Origin of the sequence: Streptomyces sp. NPDC047049 (genome assembly GCF_040643995.1) — a bacterium.
GTDB classification, from domain to species: Bacteria; Actinomycetota; Actinomycetes; order Streptomycetales; family Streptomycetaceae; genus Streptomyces; species Streptomyces mooreae.
Window position 1 is genome coordinate 21,309 of sequence record NZ_JBEYVM010000012.1, and the last position, 24,271, is coordinate 45,579.

The 24,271-nt window shown below is 71.2% G+C and carries 27 protein-coding genes; 12 read left to right on the forward strand and 15 right to left on the reverse strand.

Translation table 11 applies throughout. The features are described from left to right. Positions 1-83: 83 nt before the first annotated feature. Entirely contained in the window at positions 84-1,205 is a 1,122-nt protein-coding gene (gene pstS, locus ABZ851_RS24395) for a phosphate ABC transporter substrate-binding protein PstS (protein ID WP_361131222.1), read from the reverse strand. Between the two features lie 445 nt (positions 1,206-1,650). Between pstS and ABZ851_RS24400 the strand changes: the two genes are divergently transcribed. Continuing rightward, positions 1,651-2,736 carry an NlpC/P60 family protein gene (locus tag ABZ851_RS24400; RefSeq protein ID WP_361131225.1) on the forward strand — a complete coding sequence of 362 codons (1,086 nt, stop codon included), beginning with the start codon at positions 1,651-1,653 and terminating at the stop codon, positions 2,734-2,736. Positions 2,737-3,063: 327 nt separating this feature from the next. Next, positions 3,064-4,503, forward strand: a complete 1,440-nt coding sequence (locus ABZ851_RS24405; protein WP_361131228.1) for a SpoIIE family protein phosphatase — start codon at positions 3,064-3,066, stop codon at positions 4,501-4,503. Positions 4,504-4,661: 158 nt separating this feature from the next. Here the strand turns inward: ABZ851_RS24405 and ABZ851_RS24410 are convergent, their stop codons facing one another. The 4 genes from ABZ851_RS24410 to ABZ851_RS24425 all read right to left on the reverse strand — a co-directional run bounded on the left by ABZ851_RS24410 (position 4,662) and on the right by ABZ851_RS24425 (position 7,437). Further along, positions 4,662-5,006: a DUF2516 family protein gene (locus ABZ851_RS24410; RefSeq protein ID WP_030992697.1), complete on the reverse strand. Its 345-nt coding sequence runs from the start codon at positions 5,004-5,006 to the stop codon at positions 4,662-4,664. Between the two features lie 188 nt (positions 5,007-5,194). Continuing rightward, a complete protein-coding gene (locus ABZ851_RS24415; protein WP_361131232.1) occupies positions 5,195-5,869 on the reverse strand; it encodes a hypothetical protein in 675 nt (224 codons plus the stop codon). 33 nt (positions 5,870-5,902) lie between these two features. Beyond that, entirely contained in the window at positions 5,903-6,349 is a 447-nt protein-coding gene (locus ABZ851_RS24420) for a helix-turn-helix transcriptional regulator (RefSeq protein WP_088799259.1), read from the reverse strand. Positions 6,350-6,453: 104 nt separating this feature from the next. After that, complete coding sequence (locus tag ABZ851_RS24425; RefSeq protein WP_361131235.1) at positions 6,454-7,437, reverse strand: helix-turn-helix domain-containing protein; 984 nt, start codon at positions 7,435-7,437, stop codon at positions 6,454-6,456. A 69-nt stretch (positions 7,438-7,506) separates the two neighbouring features. Here ABZ851_RS24425 and ABZ851_RS24430 point away from each other — a divergent pair, with 69 nt between their 5' ends. Both ABZ851_RS24430 and ABZ851_RS24435 read left to right on the forward strand, forming a co-directional pair. Next, positions 7,507-8,733, forward strand: a complete 1,227-nt coding sequence (locus tag ABZ851_RS24430) for an MFS transporter (protein WP_361131237.1) — start codon at positions 7,507-7,509, stop codon at positions 8,731-8,733. A 280-nt stretch (positions 8,734-9,013) separates the two neighbouring features. Then, the gene (locus ABZ851_RS24435; protein ID WP_361131240.1) at positions 9,014-10,273 is read left to right on the forward strand and encodes a HAMP domain-containing sensor histidine kinase; all 1,260 of its coding nucleotides are present in this window, start codon (positions 9,014-9,016) and stop codon (positions 10,271-10,273) included. A gap of 86 nt (positions 10,274-10,359) precedes the next feature. Here ABZ851_RS24435 and ABZ851_RS24440 read toward each other — a convergent pair whose 3' ends face one another. Further along, positions 10,360-10,950 (reverse strand): TetR/AcrR family transcriptional regulator, encoded by a 591-nt coding sequence (locus ABZ851_RS24440; protein ID WP_361131243.1) that lies wholly within the window; start codon positions 10,948-10,950, stop codon positions 10,360-10,362. Between the two features lie 200 nt (positions 10,951-11,150). Between ABZ851_RS24440 and ABZ851_RS24445 the strand changes: the two genes are divergently transcribed. Then, positions 11,151-12,104: an NADP-dependent oxidoreductase gene (locus tag ABZ851_RS24445; RefSeq protein ID WP_361131246.1), complete on the forward strand. Its 954-nt coding sequence runs from the start codon at positions 11,151-11,153 to the stop codon at positions 12,102-12,104. On the opposite strand, the gene ABZ851_RS24450 is transcribed toward ABZ851_RS24445, so the two are convergent. Further along, on the reverse strand, positions 12,044-12,997 hold the full coding sequence (locus ABZ851_RS24450) for a putative protein N(5)-glutamine methyltransferase (RefSeq protein ID WP_361131249.1): 954 nt from the start codon (positions 12,995-12,997) through the stop codon (positions 12,044-12,046). The genes ABZ851_RS24445 and ABZ851_RS24450 overlap by 61 nt on opposite strands. A 372-nt stretch (positions 12,998-13,369) precedes the next feature. Here ABZ851_RS24450 and ABZ851_RS24455 point away from each other — a divergent pair, with 372 nt between their 5' ends. From ABZ851_RS24455 to ABZ851_RS24465, 3 genes are all read left to right on the forward strand, one after another. Then, positions 13,370-13,789: a hypothetical protein gene (locus ABZ851_RS24455; protein WP_361131252.1), complete on the forward strand. Its 420-nt coding sequence runs from the start codon at positions 13,370-13,372 to the stop codon at positions 13,787-13,789. Continuing rightward, a complete protein-coding gene (locus tag ABZ851_RS24460; RefSeq protein ID WP_088799266.1) occupies positions 13,786-14,103 on the forward strand; it encodes a transcriptional regulator in 318 nt (105 codons plus the stop codon). Before ABZ851_RS24455 ends, ABZ851_RS24460 begins: the two co-directional genes overlap by 4 nt. A gap of 233 nt (positions 14,104-14,336) precedes the next feature. Next, the gene (locus ABZ851_RS24465) at positions 14,337-15,329 is read left to right on the forward strand and encodes an aldo/keto reductase (RefSeq protein WP_361131255.1); all 993 of its coding nucleotides are present in this window, start codon (positions 14,337-14,339) and stop codon (positions 15,327-15,329) included. Positions 15,330-15,449: 120 nt separating this feature from the next. Here ABZ851_RS24465 and ABZ851_RS24470 read toward each other — a convergent pair whose 3' ends face one another. Next, positions 15,450-16,067 (reverse strand): LysE family translocator, encoded by a 618-nt coding sequence (locus ABZ851_RS24470; RefSeq protein ID WP_361131258.1) that lies wholly within the window; start codon positions 16,065-16,067, stop codon positions 15,450-15,452. Between the two features lie 120 nt (positions 16,068-16,187). On the opposite strand from ABZ851_RS24470, the gene ABZ851_RS24475 reads away from it, so the two are divergent. From ABZ851_RS24475 to ABZ851_RS24485, 3 genes are all read left to right on the forward strand, one after another. After that, positions 16,188-16,640, forward strand: a complete 453-nt coding sequence (locus ABZ851_RS24475) for an Lrp/AsnC family transcriptional regulator (protein WP_088799269.1) — start codon at positions 16,188-16,190, stop codon at positions 16,638-16,640. A gap of 112 nt (positions 16,641-16,752) precedes the next feature. Continuing rightward, positions 16,753-17,163 carry a VOC family protein gene (locus tag ABZ851_RS24480; protein ID WP_336054084.1) on the forward strand — a complete coding sequence of 137 codons (411 nt, stop codon included), beginning with the start codon at positions 16,753-16,755 and terminating at the stop codon, positions 17,161-17,163. 97 nt (positions 17,164-17,260) lie between these two features. Further along, positions 17,261-18,091 (forward strand): class I SAM-dependent methyltransferase, encoded by an 831-nt coding sequence (locus ABZ851_RS24485; RefSeq protein ID WP_361131263.1) that lies wholly within the window; start codon positions 17,261-17,263, stop codon positions 18,089-18,091. A gap of 28 nt (positions 18,092-18,119) precedes the next feature. Here the strand turns inward: ABZ851_RS24485 and ABZ851_RS24490 are convergent, their stop codons facing one another. From ABZ851_RS24490 to ABZ851_RS24505, 4 genes are all read right to left on the reverse strand, one after another. Beyond that, positions 18,120-18,686 (reverse strand): NAD(P)H-dependent oxidoreductase, encoded by a 567-nt coding sequence (locus ABZ851_RS24490; protein ID WP_361131266.1) that lies wholly within the window; start codon positions 18,684-18,686, stop codon positions 18,120-18,122. 131 nt (positions 18,687-18,817) lie between these two features. After that, positions 18,818-19,249: an ankyrin repeat domain-containing protein gene (locus tag ABZ851_RS24495; RefSeq protein ID WP_336054081.1), complete on the reverse strand. Its 432-nt coding sequence runs from the start codon at positions 19,247-19,249 to the stop codon at positions 18,818-18,820. A gap of 155 nt (positions 19,250-19,404) precedes the next feature. Next, positions 19,405-20,424 (reverse strand): asparaginase, encoded by a 1,020-nt coding sequence (locus ABZ851_RS24500; protein WP_361131269.1) that lies wholly within the window; start codon positions 20,422-20,424, stop codon positions 19,405-19,407. A gap of 51 nt (positions 20,425-20,475) precedes the next feature. Continuing rightward, positions 20,476-21,213, reverse strand: a complete 738-nt coding sequence (locus ABZ851_RS24505; RefSeq protein WP_361131272.1) for an ABC transporter substrate-binding protein — start codon at positions 21,211-21,213, stop codon at positions 20,476-20,478. 175 nt (positions 21,214-21,388) lie between these two features. Here ABZ851_RS24505 and dtd point away from each other — a divergent pair, with 175 nt between their 5' ends. After that, positions 21,389-21,814 (forward strand): D-aminoacyl-tRNA deacylase, encoded by a 426-nt coding sequence (dtd, locus tag ABZ851_RS24510; RefSeq protein ID WP_088799275.1) that lies wholly within the window; start codon positions 21,389-21,391, stop codon positions 21,812-21,814. 51 nt (positions 21,815-21,865) lie between these two features. On the opposite strand, the gene ABZ851_RS24515 is transcribed toward dtd, so the two are convergent. The 3 genes from ABZ851_RS24515 to ABZ851_RS24525 form a co-directional block, all read right to left on the reverse strand. Further along, the gene (locus ABZ851_RS24515) at positions 21,866-22,882 is read right to left on the reverse strand and encodes a folate-binding protein (RefSeq protein WP_361131275.1); all 1,017 of its coding nucleotides are present in this window, start codon (positions 22,880-22,882) and stop codon (positions 21,866-21,868) included. Between the two features lie 31 nt (positions 22,883-22,913). Further along, a complete protein-coding gene (locus ABZ851_RS24520; protein ID WP_088799277.1) occupies positions 22,914-23,351 on the reverse strand; it encodes a Fur family transcriptional regulator in 438 nt (145 codons plus the stop codon). Positions 23,352-23,546: 195 nt separating this feature from the next. Then, positions 23,547-24,134 carry an FABP family protein gene (locus ABZ851_RS24525; protein ID WP_088799278.1) on the reverse strand — a complete coding sequence of 196 codons (588 nt, stop codon included), beginning with the start codon at positions 24,132-24,134 and terminating at the stop codon, positions 23,547-23,549. Positions 24,135-24,271: the final 137 nt, after the last annotated feature.

Genomic DNA, 24,271 nt, shown 5'->3' on the forward strand with positions numbered 1-24,271 from the left:
CACCGGACGGGCGGCGGCCCGAAAGGGGCCCTGGTGAAGGGGCCCCTTTTGGCCTGGCGGTCTGCGGGCCGCCGCCCGGTGGGTCAGGAGAGCGTGGTGACGGTCTTGCGGACCTTGTCGGCGATCTCGGTGGGCAGCGGGGCGTAGCCGAGCTGCTTGAGCGCGCTCTGGCCGTCCTTGCTGGCGATGTAGGTCAGGAAGGACTTGGTGGCGGCCAGCGTCTCGGGCTTGTTGCCCTTGTCGCAGGCGATCTCGTTGGTCACCAGGGTGATCGGGTAGGCGCCCTCGGCCTTGGTGGTGTAGTTGAGCTTCAGCGCCAGGTCGTTGCCCTTGCCGGCCGGCGTGGCCTCGGAGATCGCCTTGGAGGCGTTGTCGACGGTGGCGTCGACCGGGGCCTTGGCGCCGGTGTTCAGCTTGACCGTCGGGATCTTGCCGGCCGTGGCGTACGACAGCTCGAAGTACGAGATCGCGCCACTGGTCTGCTTGACCTGCGAGGAGACGCCGGCCGAGCCGGAGGCCGCCTGGCCGCCCGTGCCCTCCCACTTCTTCGCCGGCTCGTGCTTCCAGTCACCGGGGGCCGCGCCCTTGAGGTACTTGGTGAAGTTGTCGGTGGTGCCGGAGTCGTCCGAGCGGTGGAACGCCTGGATCTTGAGGTCCGGGAGCTTCGCGCCCGGGTTCAGCTTCTTGATCTCGGGATCGTTCCACTTGGTGATCTTCGAGTCGAAGATCTTCGCCAGGGTCGGGGCGTCCAGCACGAGGTTGTCCACACCGGGCACGTTGTAGCCGATCGCGACCGGACCGCCGACCATCGGCAGGTCGATGGCCTGGCCGCCCTTGCAGACCTGCTTCGACTTGGTGATCTCGTCGGGCTTGAGCGGGGAGTCGGAGCCCGCGAAGGCGGTCTGGCCCTGCAGGAAGGTGGTGACGCCCGCGCCGGAGCCGGTCGGCTGGTAGTTGATCTCGGTGCCCTTGCAGGCGCCCGAGTAGGCCTGCACCCAGACGTCCATGGCGTTCTTCTGCGCGGAGGAGCCGGACGCGAGCAGCTTGCCCTTGCCCCCGCACTTGATGTTCGACGGCTTGGCGGCGGCACCGCCGCCGGCGCCGGAGGTGTTGTCGGAGCCGCACGCCGTCAGGGCCAGGGCACCCGAGACGGCGAGAGCGCCAACGGCGAGGGCGCGAACCCGGTTCTTGCGCTGAAGCTTCACTGTCGAAAGTTCCTTCCTGGGGCGCGCCGCTTCGTCGGCGTGCGAGGTGATGAGGATTTCTGGCGGCTGTCGCGTTCTGCGATGCCGAAGGGCCGTGTCGCGCTTGCACATCAGGCGAGACACGCACTCGGTACGGCTGAAATTAGGCAGATCAGGTAAAGCGGCCGATGGAGAGGAGTGAACGCACGGTGAACCTCGGCCATCGGGTGGGTGCGGGGGAGAAGTGCTCGCCAGCCCGTGCGAAACGGCCCGTCGCCCTGTTGAATTACCAGCCGGTATGGCAGCATCCGCGCCTGTAGGAATACGCGAATCGGTGCGGAACGACCGGAGGTGGCTGGTGGGGAGCCAGGGGGCACGGCAGGGCGTTCGGGACGTACGGGGTGGGCAGGCCGGGCGGGGGGCATGGGGTGTACGGGGGCCATGGGGCGTACGGGGCGGTCGGCTCGTGACATGCACCGCCGTCGTCCTGTGCGCGATGGGGCTGCTCGGCGGCACGGCGACGGCCGCCTACGCCGATGACCCGAAGAACCAGTCCGCGGACGCGGGACGGGCCACCGGTGCCAAAAAGGCCGCGGACACCGACGCCGACGCCCGGCGCCTCGACGAGGTGCGCAAAAAGATCGACGCCCTCTACCGCAAGGCCGAGCAGGCCACCGATGCCTATAACGCCGCCAAGGAACAGGTCGATCTCCAGCAGAAGGAGATCGTCAAGCTGGCGCGGAGCATCGACAGCACCCAGCGGCAGCTGGCCAATCTCAAGCGGCGGGCGGGCGCGCTGGCCAGCGCCCAGTACCGCGGCGGCGGAATGCCCGCCGAGGCGAAGCTGATGCTCAACGTCGACCCCGGGGGCTTTCTCGACAATGCCACCCTGGCGCGCAAGGGGCAGCTGGCGGCCAAGCGAATGATCAGCCAACTGTCGCATCTGGAAGGCGACTTGGAGGGTTATTCGGACGCGGCCACGGACCGCTGGGAGAAGCTGGAGGCGAACCGCAAGAAGAAGGAAAGCGCCCAGCGGGACATCAAGAAAAAGATCGACGAGGCAAAGGAGCTGGAATCCCGGCTGGCCGCCAAGGAAAAGGACCGGCTGAAGAAGCTGGAGGACGAGCTGGCCTTCAAGCAGCAGCAGAAGTGGCTGGACTCGGGCGTACTGAAAGACATCAGCAACAAGGCCTCGGCGCTCGGCAAGAAGGCGATTTCGTACGCCACCGCACAGATCGGCAAGGACTATGTGTGGGGCGCGGAGGGGCCGGACACCTTCGACTGCTCCGGGCTGACCCTGCGGGCGTGGCAGGCCGGCGGCCGGACCATTCCGCGGACCTCGCAGGAGCAGTGGCGCCAACTGCCCCACGTCGCGCTCAAGGACATGCGGCCGGGTGATCTGATCATTTATTTCTCCGATGCCAGCCATGTCGGGATGTATCTCGGTGACGGCGCGATTGTGCATGCGCCGCGGCCCGGCCGGCAGGTCACGATCACCGGCGCCGGCTCGATGCCGATCCTCGGTGTCGTCCGCCCGGACGGTGACGGCTGACACGATGGCGCGGATCACACGCGCGATAAATGACCGGATTGTTTCCTGTCCGAGAGTTGTCGTCGCGTAGCGGAAAGCACCCGGGCGGGGTGATGTTCGTCATTCCGCATTCCGCCCTCCCCAGGTCAAATGGCTTATCGGGTGCGGCATATGACGATGGCCGATTGCCGCCGGGCATTCCATCCCACTCCGTACTGGCGCTATGGTCGCCTGGCAGTGCCCGGTGTGCCCCGCTCCACTGACCGACGAGCGGCGGGAAGCCGGGCACGGTGGTGCGCCGGTCGGCGCTCCGCCGCACCCCTCGGGGGGAGGGAAGGAAGCAGACCAATGCCCGTACCCGTACCGCACCAGCGGGCGGTCGTGCTGCCGCACCAGGCAGGACCGGTGGACGGCGCCTGCGCGGACACCGCGCGGGTCGCCGACGCGCCGGGCGCGGGGGACACGACGGCCCAGGGCGTGAGCGCCCCGGCGACCGCCGTGGGCCGGCCGTCGGCCCCTCTGGGCTCCCACGGCTTCCAGAAGCCCGAGCAGCCGCAGTCGGCCGCACAGCCGGTTCCGGCCGGCCATACGCCCGCCCACCAGGGTCTGACCCTGCTCCTCATCGGCGAGGACCCCAACAGCCATGTCCCCGATATGTGGGACTGGGCGGGCCGCAAGGTGCGTCTGCGGACCGCCCGTAACCTCACCGAGGCCGGGCGGCTGCTCACCGACGATGTGCACTGCATCCTGCTCGACCTTCCCCCGCGGGCGCCCGGCGACCGCACGGAACGCGACCCGGGCCACGGCGACACCCCCGACGACGAGCTGGGCATGCTGCGCGACGTGCTGCGGATGGCCACCTCGCACGCCGTCCTCGTCCTCACCTACGAGACGGACGCCGAGCGCGCCGCCGACGCCGTCCGCGTCGGCGCCCAGGACTACCTCTTCCGCGACGAGCTGGACGGCGCGGTGCTCAGCCGCGCGGTCCGCTACGCCGTCGAACGCAAACGCGCCGACCTCGCGCAGCGCCAGCTCACCGAGTCGCGGATGCTCGCCCAGGAGAACGCCCGCCTGGAGCGCGGCCTGCTGCCCACGCCCCTGCTCGACGGCTCCAATCTGCGCTTCGCCGCCTGCTACCGCCCCGGCCGCAGCCGTGCGCTGCTCGGCGGCGACTTCTACGACACCGTCCGCACCCCGGACGGCACCGTCCACGCGATGATCGGCGACGTCTGCGGCCACGGCCCCGACGAGGCCGCCCTCGGCGTCGAGCTGCGCATCGCCTGGCGCGCGCTGACCTTCGCCGGACTCTCCGGCGACGAACTGCTCGCCACGCTCCAGAAGGTCCTGGAGCACGAGCGGGCGGACGACGAGATCTTCGCGACGCTGTGCACCGTCGACATCTCCGCGGACGGCCGCCGCGCCGGTCTGTGCCTGGCCGGCCACCCCGCACCGCTGCTGGCCCAGGCCGGCCAGCCTCCGCAGCTGCTGCCGTACGAATTCGGCGGCCCGGCGCTCGGCCTGCTGCCGCACGCCCGCTGGCCGCGCCGGCAGGTGGAGCTGGGTGGCTCGTGGAGCCTGATGATGTACACCGACGGCCTGATCGAGGGCCGGATCGGCCAGGGGAACCAGCGCCTCGGCCAGGAGGGCATGACCGAGCTGGTGAGCCGGCAGATGGCCGCCGGCCTCACGGGCGAAGAGCTGCTGGAAGCCTCGGTCAGAGAGGTACGCGATCTGAACGGCGGCGAGCTGACGGACGACGTGGCCGTATTGCTGCTGGACCGGCGGTAGGGCGTGTCTTAGGGCGGCCGGAGCGGGGGTACGGGCCGGCCGGACCGGGGTATGGGTCGCGGCCCATGATCGAGGGGCCGGTCGAGGGGCCGGGGGGCCTCTCGGGGGCCTTCCCGTCCCGGGGGCCTCCCCGTCCCGCTTCCCGTCCCGCCTTCTGCTCAGCGCCCGCCGTTGTACGGCCCGTACGGCCCGTCCGAGCTGGAGCCCCCGCGCCGGGGCCCGCGGCCACCGCCGGTGACCTCCCGGAGCGCCGGGCGTACGTCGACGGTGTAGACGATCACTGCGATCACGCCGATGACCGGCAGGAACGACATGATCGGGAGAATGAACAGCAGCGCCGTGGCCAGGGCGAGGAAGATCAGCCACATGCCCTTGGTCTGCTTGCTCGCGGCGCGATAGGCGTCCTCGCGGCGCACGGCGGCGTCGATCAGCATCACGGCGGCATAGACGCCCAGGGCGAGCTGCACCCAGCTCAGAATGCTCTGGAACCCGTAAATCAGCACGCCTTACACCGCCCGTTCGCCAGTCGTGTCGTCTCGTGTCTGCGGCGGCCCGACTGCCGCCCGTGCGGCCCCACCGTACCCGGACAACGGGCCGGGCACCCGAAGTGTGCCCGGCCCGGCCCGTGAAACGGGGGCCTCGGCGAGAAGTGAGCGAGCTCACTCCGCCGCGGGGGGTGTGCCCGGTGTCCTCACTTGGCGGACGGCGGGGTGCCCTTCTTCGCCGGCGCCGCGGCCGGCTTGCCCTGCGGCGGCGCGGGGGTCGGCTTGCGCTGCGCGACGGGCTTCTTCGCGGCGGCCTGCTTGGGCTGCGCCGAGGGGGTGGCCTTGGTCTCCGCCTTGGCGCCGTTCGTGCTCTGGTTCTTCGTCCCCGTGGCGGGCTGGGCCTTCGCCCCGCTCTTGCCGGCCTGCTTCGGCGCCGGCTCCGGCTCGATCGCCACCGCGAGGTCCTCGACCTGGTCGGCGGCCTCGCCGCGCCAGGTCGCCACCGCGCCACGACCGCGCTCGGCCAGCTCCTCGTACCCCTCACGGGTCTTCACGACGGCCTCGGCCGCCCGGCCCACGCCCTGCAGCGCCAGCTCCTGCGCCTGGTCGCGGACCTTCTTGATGTCGCCGTCGAGCGAGCCCAGCAGCTCGGTCAGCTTCTCCTTGGCGTCCTTGGCCTGCTTGGTGACCAGGGCCTGGACGTCCTTGGGGTCGGTGCTGCGGACGGACTCGAAGCGCTTGGGCGCCTCGACCCGGATCTTCTCGACGAACTGCGGCACCTCGCCGAGCTTCTCGGCAGCCAGGTCGACGGTGCCGGCCAGGGCGTACAGCGGGGTCGCGTCGGTCAGGGCCTTGCGGAGGTCATCGGGGGTGATGGCCATGACGTTATTCCTCCTGGAAACGAAATCGGTTGCTCAGGTGGCGTGCGGGCCGCCGTCGGCCTCTGTCTCAAGGGAGTCCGTGTCGCGCCCGTCCTCAGGTCCGCTCACAGCGGTGTCCTTGCCGCCGCTCCCGAGCCCGTTCTCCTTGCGGAAGGACTCGTAGATCTGCAGCAGGACCTGCTTCTGTCTCTCGTTCAGCGCCGGGTCGGTGAGTATCGCGGTCTGCACCTCGACCCCGTCCAGACCCTGCCGTTCGTCCAGAATCCCGGCCTGGACGTACAGCGTCTCGGCGGATATCCGCAGCGCCTTGGCGAGCTGCTGCAGAATCTCCGCACTCGGCTTGCGCAGGCCGCGCTCGATCTGGCTGAGGTACGGGTTGGACACCCCGGCGGCATCCGCGAGCTGCCGCAGACTCAGCTGCGCCGTGCGCCGCTGCTCCCGCAAGAACTCGCCGAGATTGCCGACGTTGAGTGATGCCATACCTCGATGGTGCCGGGAAGTGCTAACTATTGCAAGCGTAGTGCTAGCAGAAGTGGTGTGGGTGGGGGTGGCCGAGGGGGGCCGGGGCGAGAGGCCGCGAGCGGCTACCGGTCGCCCATCCCGGCTCCCGACGCCTCCAGGAGGGAGTCCCCGGCCGCCGTCCGCCCGTACAGCACCGACCGCCCGGCCCTGCGCCGGCCCACCAGCCCCGCGTCCAGCAGCACGCGCAGATGCCGCCCCACCGATCCCAGTCCCTGCCCGGTCACGGCGACCAGCTGGGTCGTGCTCAGGGGTGTCCCGAGCAGCACCAGCAACCGGGCCCGGGCGGTCCCGATGAGCGCCCCGAGGCCGGCCGGGACCGGCCGGCGGTCGTGGTCCTCGGCGAGCACCCCGAGGCACGGGTAGACGACGGCGTACCGCTCCCGGCCCTCCCACGACACCCACCCGGCCCTCGGCGTCACCGGCATGAACAGCAGCTCGGCCCCGGCGGCGATCTCCCGCGGCGGATACGCGTGGAGGTTGACCTGGAACCCGCTCTCCCCGAGCCACCGCGTCCCCGGCCGCAGATCGTCCAGCACGGCCGCCCAGCCGCCTTGGCTCACCCGCGTGGTCCGCGCGACCATGTCGGCCTCCAGGACGCGTCGCCGACGCTCCCAGTACGGCCGTACGGCTTCTTCCCAGACATACGTCAGGAGCGCGGTCGCCCGTTCGGGCAGATCGTCCCGCTCCAGGACGTCGGGGAGCGGGCCCCGGAGGGACACCCGGAGGTCGGCACGCGCCTGCCCGGCCCCGGCCGCCCGCACACGGGCCACGCTGTCCTCGAAGCTCTCCCCGACGCACGAGGTGGGGCAGATGAAGTCGGCGATCCAGGACGTGCCGAGGGCCACCCGCACCAGCGGCGCGGTCACCGGGTCGGCCGCGAGACGTGCGCGGTAGCCGGGCAGGTGGGCGCGCAGCCAGGCCTCCTCGCCCGGGTGGGCGCCGGTCCCCGCGTACAGCAGTTTCAGGCTCGCGAACGTCTCGGCGAACGGCGAGAGCACGAACCGGCTGCGGGCGAGGGTGTCGGTGTCGATCTGCCACAAGCCCATGCGGAACGACCTTTCGTGTGTCGGCGAAACAATAACCACGGCCCCCGGGCCGCTTCGAGACTCCGACGCATGCGCAGCTACCGCACCCTGTTCCGCACGCCGGAGTTCACCCCGTTCCTGCTCTCCTTCGCCGCCCATGCCGCGGCCCAGACGATCGGCGGTCTGGCCCTCGGCACGCTGGTCTTCCGGGCCACCGGCTCCCCGCTCCTGTCGGCGGTGAGCATGTTCGGCCCGCAACTGGCGCAGGTGCTGGGGGCCACGTTCCTGCTCTCGGGCGCCGACCGCCTGCGCCCGCGCACGGCACTCACCGGCCTCGCCCTCGGCTTCGCGGCCGGTACGGCGGTGCTCGCGCTGCCCGGCCTGCCGGTCGGGGCGGTCTTCGCCGTCGTACTGGCGCAGGGCCTGATCGCCTCCCTGGGCGGGGGCGTGCGCGCGGGACTGCTCAACGACATGCTGCCGAAGGACGGCTATGTCCTGGGCCGTTCCGTGTTCAACATGCTCTGGGGCCTGATGCAGGTGGCCGGTTTCGCGACGGGCGGCGCGCTGCTGGCGCTCCTGACGCCGAGGACGTGCCTGCTCCTGGCGGCGGCGCTGTACGCGCTGTCGGCTCTCGGTACCCGTCTGGGCCTCACGGCTCGCCCGCCGCGCTTCTCCGGCCGCCCGTCCGCCTCGGCGACCTGGCGCACCAACGCCCTCCTGTGGTCCTCGCGCCCCCGCCGCCTGACGTACCTGGGCCTGTGGATCCCCAACGGCCTGGTGGTGGGCTGCGATTCGCTCTTCGTCTCCTACGCCCCCGGGGCGGCCGGGACACTGTTCGCGTGCGGGGCGCTGGGCATGTTCGTGGGCGATGTGACGGTGGGCCGCCTGGTGCCGCCCGCGTGGCGCCCCCGCCTCGCGGTCCCACTGCGCCTGCTGCTGGCGACGCCGTACCTGTTCTTCTTCCTGCGGCCGGGAGTGGCGCTGTCGGCCGTGGCCGCTGCCGTCGCCGCCGTCGGCTTCGCCGCGAGCCTGGTCCTGCAGGAACGCCTGATGTCCCTCACCCCCGACGACCTCGCGGGCCAGGCCCTCGGCCTGCACTTCGTCGGTATGTCCACCCTGCAGGGCATCGGCGCCGCCGTGGCGGGCACGCTGGCCCAACTGACCTCCCCGGCCACGGCGATGACGCTGCTGGCGGCCGGATCGGTCACGGTGACCCTGACGCTTGCGGCGCTGGGGCGGCATGAGGAACGGCGGTCGGCTGTGCCTGGTACGCGCACGCGTCCGGGTGACGTGCCGGAACCCGCCGCCGCGGATTAGGGGGCAGGGGGCAGGGGGCCCCTGTCCCCTGGGGGTGCCGCCCTGGGCGGTTTCGTTTGGATCCCACCGCTGGGAGGCGCGCCCTCGACGCCGACCATGACGTGCCACCAATCCACGCCGGCGTAGACATACCCCCACGGCGGCCAAGGGCTGCGGCCCCACCACATGCGCTTCTGATGCACCCGACAGGCAACCCAGGGCGCTGTTTTGCCCTCCTTTCCCGGTAGAAGGCGATTGCGTCGGTTACAGCCGCTCAGTGGTGTGAAAGGGAGTCCGGAACATGCGGGCACGGCACCGTGGGCTCAGCCATGTGATGGGTATCCGTGGCCGGGTCGCGCTCGCGATCGCCCTTGTCGTGACCCTCGCCGTGTGCGTCTTCGGGCTCCTCATTGCCCGGCCTTTGGCAGTGGTACGAGAGGCCCATGCCCGTGAACACCAGCAGGAGCTGCTCGCGTCGGCTCTGAAAAGCTACCAACGGGACGGCACCCTGGCACCGGGCGCGAGCCTGGACGACGGCTCGCTGCCTGACGCGCTGACCGCCGCGGCCAGGCGGGGCTCGACCGGCACGTACATCAGCAGCGGCAGCGCTCCCCGGGTCTACGCGGCGACCGGAGTGAGTGGCAAGGTGCTGTCCATCCCGGCAGCCTCCCTGGAACAGGACACGCCGCCCCTCGCTACGGACCGGGCCCTGGTGCCGCTGGGCCTCTCAGCCATCGCCCTGGGCACGGTGCTGGTGTGGTTCACGGCGCACAGTCTGACCCGGCGGGTGCGGCTCGGCGCCGTCGCGGCGCGCCGGATCGTGTCCGGCCCACCGGCCGGCCCAGCCTCCCGCCCGCGCGCGGGCGGGGACGAGGTCGGCGTGCTGAGCCAAGCCCTTCGCCACCTCGCATCCTCCCTTGAGCGGCGGAAGGCGGAAGACCGGGAACTGGCCACCGGGGTCGCGCATGAACTGCGCACTCCTGTCACCGGTCTGGTCGCCGCCTCCGATCTGCTACCGCACCCACGCGGGGTGGAGATGGTGCGCGCCGGCGTACAGCGGATGAGCTCCCTGGTGGAAGAGCTCGATGAACTGTCCCGGCTGGACGCGGGAACAGAGCGCCTGCATCGGGAGCCCGTGCATCTGGCCTCCGCTGTGCGCGGCGTCGTGGCGCGAATTCCCGATCCCGGTGACCGGCGGACGGTGTCCGTCACGGTCGTCGGTGAGGGCCGGAGGGTGGTGACGGATCCGCGCCGGGTGCAGCGGATCCTGGCGATTGTGCTCGACAACGCCGTCAAGCACGGCCGGGCTCCGGTCGAGGTGACGGTGGCCGGTACCCGGATCGTGGTACGCGATCACGGCCCGGGTTTCCCGCAGGAGTTGTTGCAGGACGGCCCGCGCAGGTTCCGTACGGGAGCCTCTGATCGTGGCACCGGCCGTGGGCTGGGGCTGTCGATCGCGGTGGGGCATGCGCTCCTGCTCGGTGCCCGGTTGCGGCTGGGCGTCGCGGCGGGCAGCGGTGCCGAGGTGGTCATCGAGCTTGCCGAAGGTCGCGTGAAGTAGTTCCACGGGAGCACGTGAGCCCGCAAGGCAGATCTGAGCACTATGGGCGGCAGGTCTATCCGAGCGGTGATCCCGGCCCCGGCGGATCAGCGTGGGCACCGACTGCTTTCGAGCGTGGTGAGCCATTGGGTGACGACGGTGTCGATGAACTCGTCGGTCACCTGGCCGCGGTCGAGGAAGAGCCTGGCGAGCACCGGCCCGTAGAGCAGGGTGTGTTCGGTGTCGTCGATCTGGATGCCTGAGGGCTCCAGGAGTGCGTTCAGGGCCGCGCGGCGGTCCTGGCCGATGCGCACCAGGGCCTGGGCGCTGTCGGGGTCGTGGTCGGCCTGGGCGGTGATGGCCAGTACTGCCGTGCGGATGGCCGGTTCGCTGATGCCGTCGCGCAGGCTCCTCAGCCAGCCGACGGCAACGGTGCGTACGTCGCTGCCCGGCTCGGGGTAGTTGCCGAGGTCGGGGCCTTCCAGGATCAGGTCGAAGAGCAGCGCGGCCCGGTGGGGCCAGTGGCGGTAGAGGGTCTGGCGGGTGACGTCGGCGTGCTCGGCCAGCAGGGCGTACGTCAGCCCGGCCGGTCCGACCTGGGGCAGCAGTTCACGGGCGACGGTCAGTACGCGGTTGCGGGTGCGCTGGACGCGCGGGTTGCTCGGGGTCGGCCGGCGGCGGTGGAGGGGCTGCTGCATACGCCCATCCTAACCACGAATCATACGAGTCGTGTGATTCAAGCCACAAGGGCCCGCCAGTGAGCCATCAATCATCCAAGGCGTGTGATACAAAGAAATCACACGCTCTGGATGATTGATGGCGTGTGTCGGTGTCCGGCCACCACGCCCCCTCGGGGCCCAAGGCCCTGACCGGCAACCCCCTACCGATAGGAAATGAGATGAAGGCCGCTCAGATCACCGGCTACGGCGCCCCGGATGTCCTCAGGGTCAACGAAGTTGACCGTCCAGCCCCCGGTGCGGGCGAGGTCCTGGTGTCGATCGAGGCGTCGAGCGTGAACGGGCTCGACACGATCGTGCGCGCCGGGGGATTGCGGATCGTGTCCGGGCGCCGGTTCCCGATCGGTGTGGGACTGGACTTCGCCGGTGTCGTCACGGCAACCGGTGCCGGCGTCCCGCAGTACCAGGTGGGAGACCGGGTGTGGGGCACGGTGCCCCCGCTCAAGCGGAACGCCGTCGGCGGAGCCGCCGAATACGTCGTGGTCCCCGCAAGCCGCGTCGGCCCCGCCCCGGCAGACCTCTCGCCGGTGGAGGCGGCCTCCCTGGTCGTGGCGGGAACGACGGCGTTGGCCGCACTGCGGGACACCCTGCACCTCGCGAGCGGTGAACGCCTCCTGGTGCGTGGCGCCGCCGGCGGAGTCGGCACGGCAGCCGTACAACTCGCCCATGCCATGGGGGGACACGTCACCGCACTGTCCCGGGGCCGCCACGGCGCGGCGCTGCGGGAGCTGGGCGCCGACGAGGTCTTCGACTACGGCACCACCACCCCGGACCGGATCGGACCGTTCGACGTCGTCCTGGACACCGTCGGCTCGGAACTGAACTCCTACCGGCGCCGGCTGACCCACGACGGCAGGATGGCCACCATCGCGCTGTCGGCATCCTCCATGGCGGCCATCGCCGCGTCGGGCGTGCACGGCGCCCGCCGCATCCGCACCTTGAGCTCCAACCCCGATACCGCTGTGCTGCGTGACCTGGCCGGCTACGTGACCTCCGGCGCACTGCGGCCCGTCGTCGACAGCGTGTACCCGCTGGCGGACATCGCCTCGGCGCATCAGGCCTTCGAGCGGGGCGGCGTGGTGGGCAAGCAGGTGGTGGCGGTGTCCGGGAGGTAGGAGGCACCGGGCTCAGGCTCCCGGGTCCCTATGACGACCGTGGCGTAGAGCTCGTCGGACCCGGCCACCCGGGGGAGCAGCCCGTTGCGGGTGAAGGCCTCGACGGCCCGCGGTGCCTGGTGCTCGCTCGTCTCCACCAGCAGATGGCCCCCCGGTGCCAGCCACTGCGGGGCCGCCGCGGTCACCCGCCGCAGGACGTCGAGCCCGTCCGTACCGCCGTCGAGCGCCACCAGCGGCTCGAACTCACGGGCCTCGGGCGGCAACAGCCCGACCTCCTCGGTCGGCACGTAGGGAACGTTGGCCACCAGGATGTCGATTCGGCCCCGGAGGTTGGCGGGGAGCGCATCGAAGAGGTCGCCCTCGTAGACCCGGCCCCCGGCCGCGGTGATGTTGCGGCGGGCGCAGCGCACCGCGGCGGGCTCGATGTCGGCGGCGTACAGCTCGACCCGGTGAAGGGCCGCGGCCAGTACCGCGCCCACCGCGCCCGATCCGCAGCACAGATCGACGACGACCGTGGGCCGCCCGGTGCGCTCGGCGGTCCGCCGGCCGAGGCCGACGGCCTGGCCCACCAGGAACTCGGTGCGGCGGCGCGGTACGAAGACCCCGGGATCGACGGTGATCCGTCGCCCGTGGAACTCCGCCCAGCCGACGACGTGTTCCAGCGGCAGGCCGAAGGTGCGCCGCTCCACCATGGCGGTGAGTTCGTCCGCCGTACGGGCGGTGGACAGGAGCAGTTCCGCCTCGTCCTCGGCGAAGACACAGCCGGCGGCGCGCAGCGTGGCGACGACGGCGGAACGGGAGAGCGGCGCGGAGGCGGGGGCCGGGAAGGAAGAGGGAGAGAGGGCGGTGGAGGGAAGCGGTGACGGGTGGGGCGACATCTGAAACGACGACATGTGAGCCTTTCGGGGCGCCGACGGCGCTTCCCCGGGTTCACGTGTGTCGGACGGTCACCTGCATCGAAGGGACCGCAGAGGCGTGAGCCGGGAGCGCCTGCCTGATCTGGCGGGGAATCGGTCTCACCTCCTGGGTCGGTCCACTACTGAGGGCGCAACATTACCCGACCTGGACCGCGACGCGCAGGTGGGCGGCTGCGGGCAGGGAGACGGAGCGCCGAGGCGGAGCGACGGTCCAACGGAGCAACGGCTCGCGGACGGAGGGGACTTCGCGCCGGCCGCGAATGGCCGGAAAGTACTTGTCATATCGGAAAGTACTTGTCACGCTGAATGCAGGAAGCCGGAGCAGCACCAGTTGTCGGGGGGGACGATATGGCGGAGTACGCCTCGCAGGACGCAGCGGCCGCACTGGCCCGTGCGCGGAAGCTGAGCTCGACGGTGCGGGACGGCACGAGGTGGTACGTCGGGTACCAACTGGTCTACGGCTGTGCTTCCGCGGTCCTGGTGCTCTGCATCGGACTGCTGGGCCGGCCTTACGGTCTGGCGATCGGCGTCGGCTTCTGGTGCGTCACGATCACCGGGTTGTCGGTCTATGCGGCCCGGCAGCGCGTGGCCCGGCGCGGGTTCGGATGGAGGCACGGCATCATGATCGCGTCCTGGGTTCTGCTCTACGGCGCGGTGCTGTTCCCCGGCACCATGTGGTTCCCGGGAGCCCTGGCATGGTGGGTGCCCGGCGCACTGGTGGTTGCCCTTCCCGGGCTGATAGGCGCTTACTTGGAGGCTCGGCGGTGACCGACCCGCTTCACGGGGCACATCCGCGACACGCACTCGACGACGTCATCCACGCACCGGTCCGCTTCTCCATCGTGGCGACGCTCGCGGCTGCCGCAAAGGCAGAGTTCGCCTTTGTCCGCGACACCGTCGAGGTGAGCGATTCGGTCCTGTCGCGGCAGGTGGCCACCCTGGAGAAGGCCGGCTATGTCGCCGTCAAGAAGGGGTACGTCGGCAAGCGCCCGCGCACCTGGCTCGCCCTGACGCCCGCCGGCCGCACCGCCTTCGCCGCACACTGTCAGGCCCTGCGGGCCATAGCGGGCGACGGCGGCTGAGACCAAGACTGACGACGGCCGACGGCTCACGGAGGACAGCCCACCAACCCCCTTCCGATGCCGTGTTGACTTGAAGTGCGCTCCAACTCATACCGTCCGGGACGTAACTCCGGCACAAGCCCGCTACGGGCCCGGAGTTCGGCAATCAGGACGGGGCCAGCGGCAGAGGCTCGGCGACTCAGAGGCTCAGCGCCCCGGGTCCGTCCACCGTACGTTCAGGAGGTAGCAGCAGCATGACCACGATGAACATCCCGTCGCGTCGCCTCGGCGAGCTGGTGGTTTCCGCGCAGGGGCTCGGCTGCATGGGGATGAGTCATGGGTACGGCGCGTCGGACGACACGCAGTCGATCGCGACCATCAACCGGGCGCTCGACCTCGGTGTCAGCCTGCTGGACACCTCCGACTTCTACGGGGCGGGGCACAACGAGGAGCTGATAGGCCGGGCGATCGCCGGCCGGCGGGACGAGGTGGTGCTGGCGACGAAGTTCGGGTTCGCCAACCGGCTCGGTGAGCCGACCGCGATCCGCGGCGACGCCGCCTACGTACGGGAGGCCTGCGACGCATCGCTGCGCCGGCTCGGGGTCGATCACATCGACCTCTACTACCAGCACCGCGTCGACCCCGACGTGCCGATCGAGGAGACCGTCGGTGCGATGGCCGAACTCGTCGCGGCGGGCAAGGTGCGGCACCTCGGGCTGTCCGAGGCGAGCGCGGCGACCCTGCGGCGGGCGCATGCGGTGCATCCGATCGCCGCGCTGCAGAGCGAGTGGTCGCTGTGGACCCGCGATCTGGAGCAGGAGATCGCGCCGGTGTGCCGTGAACTCGGTATCGGTCTGGTGCCGTTCTCCCCGCTCGGGCGCGGCTTCCTGACCGGCCGCTACACCTCGGTGGAGGGCCTGCCGGAGTCCGATCTGCGCCGCAGCCAGCCGCGCTTCGCCGACGGCAACCTGGAGCAGAACCTGGCCATCGTCGAGCAGCTGGACGCGCTCGCTGCACAGAAGGGCGTCAGCGCCGGACAGCTCGCGCTGGCCTGGGTGCAGCACCGTGGGGAGGACGTCGTGCCGATCCCCGGAACCCGCCGGGTGAAGTACCTGGAGGAAAACCTCGGGGCGCTCGCCGTGGAGCTGACCACCGAAGAACTCGCCGCGATCGACGCCGCGGCGCCGGCCGCCGGGATCGCCGGTACGCGGTACGACGAGGCCAGCATGACCTTCGTCAACCGCTGACGGCCAGGCGGGCAACTGTCGCCGACGTGCCATGCCCGCATGAGGAGTGAGGCGAGGGGGAGGGGAGGAAGAGGGGGAACGTAAGTCCGCCCCCTCCGCTCGAAGCGAGGAGCGGGTCCGTCAGCCTGCCAGGCTTTCCACCAGCAGGAGCCCGCCGATGACGATCATCATGGCGCCGGAGCACCGGGTGACCGCGCGGGCCGCGGACGGCCGGGTCTTCAGGACGGTCCGGGCGAGCACGGCGACGCCGAGGTAGACGACGGCGCATGCGGTCATGTGGAGCGTGCCGAGCAGTCCCGTCTGCGCGGCGACGGGCCAGCCCGTCGCCGGGTCGATGAACTGCGGGAACAGCGAGAAGTACAGCAGCAACGCCTTCGGGTTGAGGCCGCTGGTCCCGGCCCCCTTGAGCATGACCTGCAAGCGGGAGGAGCCCATGGCCGCACCGGAGGCCGTCAACGTGGCCGGCTGCCTCAGCACGCTGCAGCCGAGCCACACCAGGTAGCCCGCCCCCGCGACGGTCAGCGCGGTGAGCAGGGTCGTAGAGCTCGCCACGATCACCACCAGACCCGCGACGGCGAGCAGCGTGTATCCCGCGTACCCGGCTATCAGCCCCGCGACCGCCGGAACGACCGACCGGTCCCGCAGCCCCGCCCCGATCGCATAGGCCCAGTCCGCACCAGGGGTGAACACCAGCAGGAGATCCACTGCCAGGAAAGCCGCCAGCGTGGTCGTGTCCATGGACCGGTCCTTCTCTCACGTTCCGCGTTCTGCGCTACGAGGGGAAGGTTAGGTCCGATCTGCCCGAAAATGTTTCCACATTTACCTCATGATCGCGCCTGCTGAGGGAGAATCTTCTTCATGGACGCCTTGGATCGGAAGATTCTTACCGAGCTGCAGTTGGACGGTCGTCTCACGGTCACCGAGCTCGCCGCCCGCGTGCAGCTGAGCGTGTCGCCCTGCCACCGCCGCCTGCGCGACCTCGAACGCGCAGGCGCGATCCGCGGCTACCGCGCCGTCGTGGACCCGGCCGCCGTCGGCCTCGACTTCGAAGCCCTCGTCTTCGCCACGCTGCGCTGGGAGGACCGCGACACCGTCACCGCCTTCGAGGAGGCAGTGGCCGCCGTCCCCCACGTGCTCCAGGCCCAACGCCTGTTCGGCGAACCCGACTACCTCCTGCGCATCGCCACCACCGACCTGTCCGCCTTCCAGCAGCTCTACGACCAGCGCCTGGCCAGACTGCCGGGCGTCCAGCGCCTGACCTCCACCCTCGTCATGAAGCACGTCGTCGACGACCGTCCGCTGCCTGAGTAGCCCCGCCGCGAGCACTGCCGCAGGAGGCGGCTTTAAACTTTTTGCAGCGTGAGGGGGCCGGTGCCGGCGGTCGCTGCTGCGGGCCGTTGGCCGTAGGGAAAGGCGGCGCGCCATGGACTGGAAGCTCGAATTGGTGCCGGTTCCGGTTGCCGATGTGGAGCGGGCCAAGCACTTCTACGGCGAGCAGCTGGGCTTTGCCGTCGATCATGACATGTGCGTCGGGGACGCGGTGCGCGTCGTGCAGCTGACGCCGCCGGGGTCGGGCTGCTCGATCGTGATCGGCGCGGGCGACGGGATCACGGAGGGGGAGCCCGGTTCCGTGCAGGGGCTCCAGCTGGTGGTCTCCGATATCGCCGCGGCCCGTGCGCAACTGGTCGAACGGGGTGTGGCGGCCGGCCCCGTGCAGCATGTGGAGGACGGGGCGATGGCCGACGGCCCCGGTGGTGCGTGGAATTCGTTCGTCTACTTCAGCGACCCGGACGGCAACGGCTGGGCACTCCAGGAGCGGCCATCCGAGGGCTGAGAGGGTTTGACAGGGCTGAGGGGGCGGGCCTGCCGGATCTGGCCGGATTCGGTCAGATCCGGCAGGTCGCGGGGCCGCCGGCTTCTAAGGTCGGTGGATGGCGATGGACCGGGACCGGGAAGACTTTCTGCGCGCCTTTCACGCCGCGCATCCCGCGGTGACCGCGCGGGCGATGGCGCACGGGCGGGCCGGGGACGGCCGTTCCAGTTACGAGATCCTGCGGGACCGGGTGGCGGCGTGCGGCCGGGTGCTGGATCTCGGCTGTGGCGACGGGCTGTTGCTGGAACTTCTCGCCACCGGGGAGGCGGGCGCCCGGCGCCGGCTCGCCGGGATCGACCTGTCCGCCGAGGAGTTGGCGCTGGCCCGCCGCCGTCCCGGCGTCGCGCGGGCGGACCTCCGCGCCGGCCGGGCACAGCGACTGCCCTTTCACACCTCGTACTTCGACGGCTGTGTCTCCCATATGGCGCTGATGTTGATGAGCGACGCGGAGCAGGTCGCGGCGGAACTGGCGCGGGTGCTGGAGCCGGGCGGGACGCTCGCCGTCGTGGTGGGCGGTGGGGCGGCCGGTGGCGAGGCGTACGAGAGGTTTGTGCGGCTGGCGAAGCCGCTGTTCAAGGCGGCGCCGCCGGAGCAGCGGACCCCGCCGCTCGGGAACCCGCGGCTGCGCAGCCACGAGGGCTTCGACGAGGTCTTCGGGGCGGCCGGATTCGGTCCCGTGGAGTGGGAGACCGTACGGATCGATCTGTCCGGGCCACCCGAGCAGATCTGGCGCACCGTCGGCTCCCTCTACGACATCGGACCGCTCGACGCCGCGGTCACCGCGGGTCTACGGGCCCGCTTCGAGGCGGAGTCGGCGGCGGCAGCGCTGCCGGACGGCAGCATTCCGTGCGCGATGAACGTGCATCTCGCGACGGCGGTGCGGCGGTGATCCGGCAGCGGCTCTGTGGTGACGGGCCTCAGCCGCCGTACGGGCGGGTCGCGCGGGCCTCGCGGAGGGTCACCGCCCACCAGGTCAGCTGGTTGAGCAGGGTGTCGGCGGCCTGTGCGGCGGGGGCCGGGTCGTGCAGGCTGCCCGCCTCGTCGAAGAGGTTGCCGGAGAGCGCGAAGCTCACCGTTTCGCGGACCGTGGTGGCGTGCAACTCCGCGAAAACCAGCCTCAGTTGCTCGACGGCGCGCAGACCGCCGGAGATCCCGCCGTACGAGACGAAGCCGACCGGCTTGGCCTGCCACTGGCGGTGCAGCAGGTCGATAGCGTGCTTGAGCGGGGCCGGGAACGAGTGGTTGTACTCCGGGGTGATCACGACGAAGGCGTCGGCCTCGTCGACGCGCTTGGCGAACGACTCGAACTCCTCACTTCCGTAGCGGAGTTCGTACGGGCGGACGGTGTCGAGGTCGATGACGTCCAGGTCGATATGCGCGTGGGTCTCCGCGTGCCGGGAGAACCAGTTCGCGATGACGGGGGCGAACCGGCCCTCCCGGGTGCTGGCGATGATCACTGCGAGACGGTAGGGATGCTCGGACATGCGGGGCCCTTCGTGGCGTGACACGTGAGCGGCAAAGCGCCGCCGACCACTGACGCTAGGACCTCAAGTGAGCTTGAGGTCAAGGGCGCAGGCCATGCCTGGGCCTCGTCCACGGGCGAGCAGCCCTCGGGTCACTGGGCCCCGAACAGCTTCAGCAGCTCCGGCTTCTCGAACATCCGGGCCGTCTCGACGGCCGAGGGGCTGCCGGCCGAGGGATCCGCGCCGTGTGCCATCAGGACCTTGATGACCTCGTCCTCGGCCTTGAAGACCGCGCCGGCGAGCGGGGTCTGGCCCCGGTCGTTGGGGCGGTCGGCGTCGGCGCCGCGCTGCAACAGGGCCTCCACGGTGGCGGGATGACCGTGGTACGCCGCCAGCATCACCAGCGAGTCGCCCTTGTCGTTCGTCAGATTGGCGGGGACACCCGCGTCCACGTATGCGGCGACGGTGTCGGTGTCGCCGTGCCGTGCCAGGTCGAACACCTTCGCCGCGAGCTGCAGCACCTCGGGGTCGTGCGCGTGCTCGATCGCCTCGGGCCCCTGCGGCTCGGAATTCGCGTCGCTCATGGTCGCCGGCCTCCTGCTGTGGTGGGTGGTGCGTGCCTGCACTGTGTCATCGCCACCTTATGCAGGCCGGCGCCCATGGGGCAGCGGGCGCGGGGGCGCGCCGTACGGTGGCTCACGCCCCGAGTACCCCAGGTCGTGCCGGGCAAGCCCCGGCCTCAAAACGCCGCCCGAATCTCCCCCACCCGTACCCCGCCGCCCCACAGCGGCGCATCCTCCAGCCGGGACAGCACCCCGGAGTCGACCCCCATCAGACGCAGCGTCCGGGCGAGAACCGGCCCCAGAGTGCGGCCCGCACCATCGTCGATCTTGAAGGCGAGCGCACGGCCGTCAGGGAGGGCCAGCGCCTGGACCGCCTCGGCCCCCATCTTGGCGAGCGTGCCCGGCAGGGCTTGCATCAGCCAGGTGTCCGGCCGCCGAGTGCCCGCAACGTACTCCGGGTGGGCGCGCATCGCATCCGCGACCCGTCGCTCAGGACTGCCGGGCTCGGCGAGCACGAAGGACCGGAAGGCGCGGGCCAGGCCGGTCAGGGAGAGCGAGAGCAGCGGCGCACCGCAGCCGTCCGTGCCGATGTGCGCGACGTCCTCGCCGCTCGCGGCCCGCACCCCCTCGGCCACCAGCTGCTGCAGCGGGTGCGCCTGGTCGAGGTACGAGCCGAGCGGCCAGCCGTTGCGCGCACAGGCGGCCAGCATCGCGGTGTGCTTGCCCGAGCAGTTCATCGTGAGGCGGTCACGGACCCGTCCGGCGGCGAGGTACGCCTCCGCCTCCTCCGGGTCCAGGGGCAGGTCCGCCGGCGTCTGCAGCTGCCCTGCGGTCAGCCCGTGCTCGGCCAGCATGGTCCGCACCAGATCGAGGTGGAAGGGCTCGCCGGAATGGCTCGCGGCGGCCAGCGCCAGCCGCTCGCCGGAGAGATCCAGCCCCGCCCGCAGCACCGCCGCGGCCTGCATCGGCTTGTTCGTGGAGCGGGGGAAGACGGGAGCGGTCACCTCGCCCAGCGACCACTCCACGCTGCCGTCCGCCGCGAGCACCACCAGGGACCCACGGTGCCGGCCCTCGACGAAGCCGGAGCGGACGACCTCGGCGAGCACGGGGGACACCGGCGACGACAGACCGGCTGCCGCGCCGGATGCTGCGCCGGCCTCCGGGGTCGGTGCGGATATCGGAGTGGGCGAGGTCATCGGCGGCCTTCCGGGGAGTGACCCGTCGCCCCCCGAAGGCTTGTGGCCCGGTCAGGACAGCAGGTCGTCTACTTGCGCTTCGCCTTCACGGTACCTGCGGGCGATTTCGGCGCTGCAATCGTCGGCGGTGCGCTGCAGTGACTGACGGCGACGCGACACCTGCTGCTCGTAGCGGATCAGCCGGCCCATGGCCTCCTGCAGTTCCTGGTCGGTGCGCGCGGTGAGGTCGGACAGCTCGACCTCGCCGAGGATTTCCTCGGCGAGCCTGCGGTTCTCCTCGCTGTGCGGCGTGCCGACGGTGACATGCCGTGCCGAGGAGCGGTGCCGGGACGGCAGGTCCGTCAGGATCTCCGGCAGCCGGTCGAGCAGCGGGGAGTGCTGCGCGGACCGGCGGGCGATCTCGGCGCGCAGGATGTCGATCCGGCCCTGCAACAGCCGTCGCAGATAGCTGAGATCGGCCTCTTCCTGCTGTGAGTCGCGCCGTACCACCCGCAGCTCCGGCAGCCCCAGGCCGGACAGCTCGGGCGCCGCGGCCGGACGGCAGCGGTCGCGCTGCTGCGGGGGGCGGGGGTGCTGCGCCTGGCCTGCCGTGGGCATGGGGCCGTCCTCGGTGCCGGGGGGCTCGACGCGAGCCGCTGCCGTGGTCGTCGTCAGGGCGGTGGGGGGTGGTGGCGTGCCGGGCGGACGTGCGGTGTCTGGCGTGGGGGCGGTGGACGTCGTCCGGCCGGTCGGTGTCGTACGGGTGGTTGGTACGGGACCGGGTGTCTGTCCGGCGCCGAGAGTGCTCATGGGTCGTTCCGTCCCCTCGTCCGGTGCCGCTTCCTGGGCATGTTGTCCATGAAACGCACCACGTGCACGCATCGTGCCACTCTGGGCGGTCCTTCCGCAGGGCCATGGCACCCGAACGGCCCCCGGAGGGGCACGGCTGTCCGAAGACGGTGGGCCGCCCGGCATGATGGCGGGTATGCGAGCTGTGGTGCAAAGGGTTGACGGCGCACGCGTCGAGGTGGCGGGCGAGACGGTCGGGGAGATCGTCGGTGAGGGGCTGTGCGTGCTGGTGGGGGTCACGCACGAGGACACCCCCGAGAAGGCGGCGCAGCTGGCCCGCAAGCTGTGGTCGGTGCGGATTCTGCAGGGCGAGAAGTCCTGCTCGGACACCGCCGCGCCGCTGCTGGTGATCAGCCAGTTCACTCTCTACGGTGACGCCCGCAAGGGGCGCCGCCCCACCTGGAACGCCGCGGCCCCGGGGCCGGTCGCCGAGCCGCTGGTCGACGAGGTCGTGGCGCAACTGCGCGCGCTGGGCGCCCAGGTGGAGACCGGCCGGTTCGGCGCGGACATGAAGGTGTCCCTGACCAACGACGGGCCGTTCACGGTGCTGGTGGAGGTGTAGGCGGCCTCCCGGGGGAGCCCGGCGCGGGCCGGCCGCGCCGGGCGGGGCGTTCTACGGCTCGACCACGGTCTCCTGCGCCGCCGCCGTGCCGCCCGCCATCAACTGCGCGTCCGGCGGGACATTCCGCTTGACCAGGGCGAGCGCGATCGGGCCGAGCTCGTGGTGGCGGGCCGAGGTGGTGACGAAGCCGAGCTGCCGGCCCTCCTCGCCGTCCGAGGCGAGACGGACGGGGGCACCGTGCGGCGGCAGATGGACCTCGCTGCCGTCCAGGTGCAGGAAGACCAGCCGGCGCGGCGGCTTCCCCAGGTTGTGGACCCGGGCGACGGTCTCCTGGCCGCGGTAGCAGCCCTTCTGGAGGTGTACGGCGGTGCCGATCCAGCCCAGCTCGTGCGGGATGGTGCGGTGGTCGGTCTCCAGGCCCAGCCGGGGGCGGTGGGCCTCGACGCGCAGCGCCTCCAGCGCCAGGACACCGGCCGCCGGCCCTCCCCCAGACTTCGTCCGGGAGGTACCCCCAGGCATAAAACCGAGGGCGAACTGCTCCAGCTCGGCGCGCGGCAGGAACAGATCGCGGCCGTGCGCGGTCTCGCGGACGACGGCACTGCCGGGCGCCTCGGCGATGGAGCCGGCCGGCAGGTGGACGACGGCGATCTCGTCCGTGCGGTCGGCGACCTCGACCCGGTAGAAGAACTTCATGCTCTCCAGGTAGGCGATCAGCGCCTCCTGCCGGCCGGGTTCGGTGTGCATCCAGGTCGTCTCGCCGTCGTCGACGAGGTAGACCGCATGCTCGATGTGGCCGTGCGCGGAGAGGATCAGCGCCTCGGTGGCATGGCCGGGCGCGAGTTCGCTGACGTGCTGGGTGAGCAGCAGGTGCAGCCAGCTCAGCCGTTCGGGGCCGGTGACGGTGACCACGCCGCGGTGGGAGAGGTCCACGAAGCCGGAGCCGTCGGCGAGGGCGCGCTGTTCACGGAAGAGGTCTCCGTAGTGCGCGGCGACGCCTTCGTCCGGAGCCTCGGCGGGGACGGCGCCGGGCAGCGACAGCAGGGGGCTGGCGGGTGATGGTCGCAGCATGAGGCCAGCCTACGACCCGCTCGCGACTGTCTCAGCCGTCGCCCTCGGCGGCCTTCTCACGGCAGGCGGCACAGCGTCCGAAGATCGCGAAGTGCTTCATGTCCGTCTCGAAGCCGAACTGTCCGCGCAGCTGCGCCGTGAACGGCTCGGCCACCGACAGATCCGCCTCGATGACGTCCGAGCAGTCCCGGCAGACCAGGTGGATGTGGTGGTGGCGGTCGGCGAGGTGGTAGGTGGGGGCGCCGTGGCCGAGGTGGGCATGGCTGACCAGGCCCAGCTCTTCGAGGAGTTCCAGGGTCCGGTAGACCGTGGAGATGTTCACCCCGCCCGCGGTCTTGCGCACCTCGGTGAGGATGTCGTCGGGGGTGGCGTGCTCCAGCCTGTCCACAGCCTCCAGCACGAGCTGGCGCTGGGGGGTCAGGCGGTATCCGCGCCTGCGGAGGTCGCTCTGCCAGTCGGTGGTCACCACACAGCCAGTGTAGGAGGACGGAGGGCGGGCGGCCGTGGGCTGCCGCGTCAGGCCGTCTCCCGGGGTGCGGTCTCAGCCACCGTCCGTACGCCGCGTCAGCCCCCGCCCCTATGCGGCGTCAGGACGACGGTCTCCCAGCCGACCGTCGTCCAGGAGTGGGGTGCCGGCGAGGAGAGCGGGGCTCTCCCGTCGCGCTTACGGGTTGTAGGGCGTGCCGTCGGGACGGAAGAAGGAGACCCCGTCCGGAGTGTCCTCGGGGAGGCTTTCCGCCCACTCCTTGAGGTCGGCGACCTTCTTCAGATGCGCCGACATGTACGGCCGCAGCGGCACGTCCGGGGTGGACTTCTCGCCGACCCACATCAGGTCGCTGTTGACGTAGCCGTAGAGCCGCTTGCCACCGCTGTACGGGCCGGAGGCGGCGGTGCGGGCGATGGCGTCGGTGGCCAGGTCGATCTGCGGCTTCTGGTCGGCCAGCTCGCCGTACCAGACCTCCACCACGCCCTGGTCGCGGCACATCACGATCTCGACCTTGCGGTCCGCGTCGATGCGCCAGTAGCCGCTCTCGCTCTCCAGCGGGCGCACCTTCTTGCCCTCGGCGTCGAGCACCCAGCTGTGCGAGGTGTACTCCAGGAAGTCACGGCCGTCGTGGCTGAAGCTGACCTCCTGCCCGAAGTTGCACTTCTCGGTGCCCGGGAATTCGGCGACGCCGGCGCCCTCCCAGTTGCCGAGGAGGAAGGCGAGCGGCACCAGGGCCGGGTTCAGGTCGGACGGGATCTCGATCATGAGAGCTCAGGCGATCTATGTGGAGGGGAACCGACAGGGGCGCGCACGGCGCTCCGTGGAGGCTGGTGGGTGGGGCTGCCACCCGCCGGGGGCTGGGGAGCGAATGCTCAGCGCTGGCCCTGGTACAGCTTCTTCCA

Excerpts from the sequence above, each read along its gene's own strand:
- dtd (WP_088799275.1), top strand. The coding sequence starts at position 21,389 with ATGCGAGCTGTGGTGCAAAGGGTTGACGGCGCACGCGTCGAGGTGGCG.
- ABZ851_RS24475 (WP_088799269.1), top strand. The coding sequence starts at position 16,188 with ATGGACGCCTTGGATCGGAAGATTCTTACCGAGCTGCAGTTGGACGGT.
- ABZ851_RS24435 (WP_361131240.1), top strand. The coding sequence starts at position 9,014 with ATGCGGGCACGGCACCGTGGGCTCAGCCATGTGATGGGTATCCGTGGC.
- ABZ851_RS24420 (WP_088799259.1), bottom strand. The coding sequence starts at position 6,349 with ATGGCATCACTCAACGTCGGCAATCTCGGCGAGTTCTTGCGGGAGCAG.
- ABZ851_RS24430 (WP_361131237.1), top strand. The coding sequence starts at position 7,507 with ATGCGCAGCTACCGCACCCTGTTCCGCACGCCGGAGTTCACCCCGTTC.
- ABZ851_RS24515 (WP_361131275.1), bottom strand. The coding sequence starts at position 22,882 with ATGCTGCGACCATCACCCGCCAGCCCCCTGCTGTCGCTGCCCGGCGCC.
- ABZ851_RS24480 (WP_336054084.1), top strand. The coding sequence starts at position 16,753 with ATGGACTGGAAGCTCGAATTGGTGCCGGTTCCGGTTGCCGATGTGGAG.
- ABZ851_RS24450 (WP_361131249.1), bottom strand. The coding sequence starts at position 12,997 with ATGTCGTCGTTTCAGATGTCGCCCCACCCGTCACCGCTTCCCTCCACC.
- ABZ851_RS24465 (WP_361131255.1), top strand. The coding sequence starts at position 14,337 with ATGACCACGATGAACATCCCGTCGCGTCGCCTCGGCGAGCTGGTGGTT.
- ABZ851_RS24470 (WP_361131258.1), bottom strand. The coding sequence starts at position 16,067 with ATGGACACGACCACGCTGGCGGCTTTCCTGGCAGTGGATCTCCTGCTG.
- ABZ851_RS24405 (WP_361131228.1), top strand. The coding sequence starts at position 3,064 with ATGCCCGTACCCGTACCGCACCAGCGGGCGGTCGTGCTGCCGCACCAG.
- ABZ851_RS24415 (WP_361131232.1), bottom strand. The coding sequence starts at position 5,869 with ATGGCCATCACCCCCGATGACCTCCGCAAGGCCCTGACCGACGCGACC.
- ABZ851_RS24445 (WP_361131246.1), top strand. The coding sequence starts at position 11,151 with ATGAAGGCCGCTCAGATCACCGGCTACGGCGCCCCGGATGTCCTCAGG.
- ABZ851_RS24485 (WP_361131263.1), top strand. The coding sequence starts at position 17,261 with ATGGCGATGGACCGGGACCGGGAAGACTTTCTGCGCGCCTTTCACGCC.
- ABZ851_RS24505 (WP_361131272.1), bottom strand. The coding sequence starts at position 21,213 with ATGAGCACTCTCGGCGCCGGACAGACACCCGGTCCCGTACCAACCACC.
- ABZ851_RS24440 (WP_361131243.1), bottom strand. The coding sequence starts at position 10,950 with ATGCAGCAGCCCCTCCACCGCCGCCGGCCGACCCCGAGCAACCCGCGC.
- ABZ851_RS24490 (WP_361131266.1), bottom strand. The coding sequence starts at position 18,686 with ATGTCCGAGCATCCCTACCGTCTCGCAGTGATCATCGCCAGCACCCGG.
- ABZ851_RS24525 (WP_088799278.1), bottom strand. The coding sequence starts at position 24,134 with ATGATCGAGATCCCGTCCGACCTGAACCCGGCCCTGGTGCCGCTCGCC.
- ABZ851_RS24455 (WP_361131252.1), top strand. The coding sequence starts at position 13,370 with ATGGCGGAGTACGCCTCGCAGGACGCAGCGGCCGCACTGGCCCGTGCG.
- ABZ851_RS24500 (WP_361131269.1), bottom strand. The coding sequence starts at position 20,424 with ATGACCTCGCCCACTCCGATATCCGCACCGACCCCGGAGGCCGGCGCA.
- ABZ851_RS24495 (WP_336054081.1), bottom strand. The coding sequence starts at position 19,249 with ATGAGCGACGCGAATTCCGAGCCGCAGGGGCCCGAGGCGATCGAGCAC.
- ABZ851_RS24425 (WP_361131235.1), bottom strand. The coding sequence starts at position 7,437 with ATGGGCTTGTGGCAGATCGACACCGACACCCTCGCCCGCAGCCGGTTC.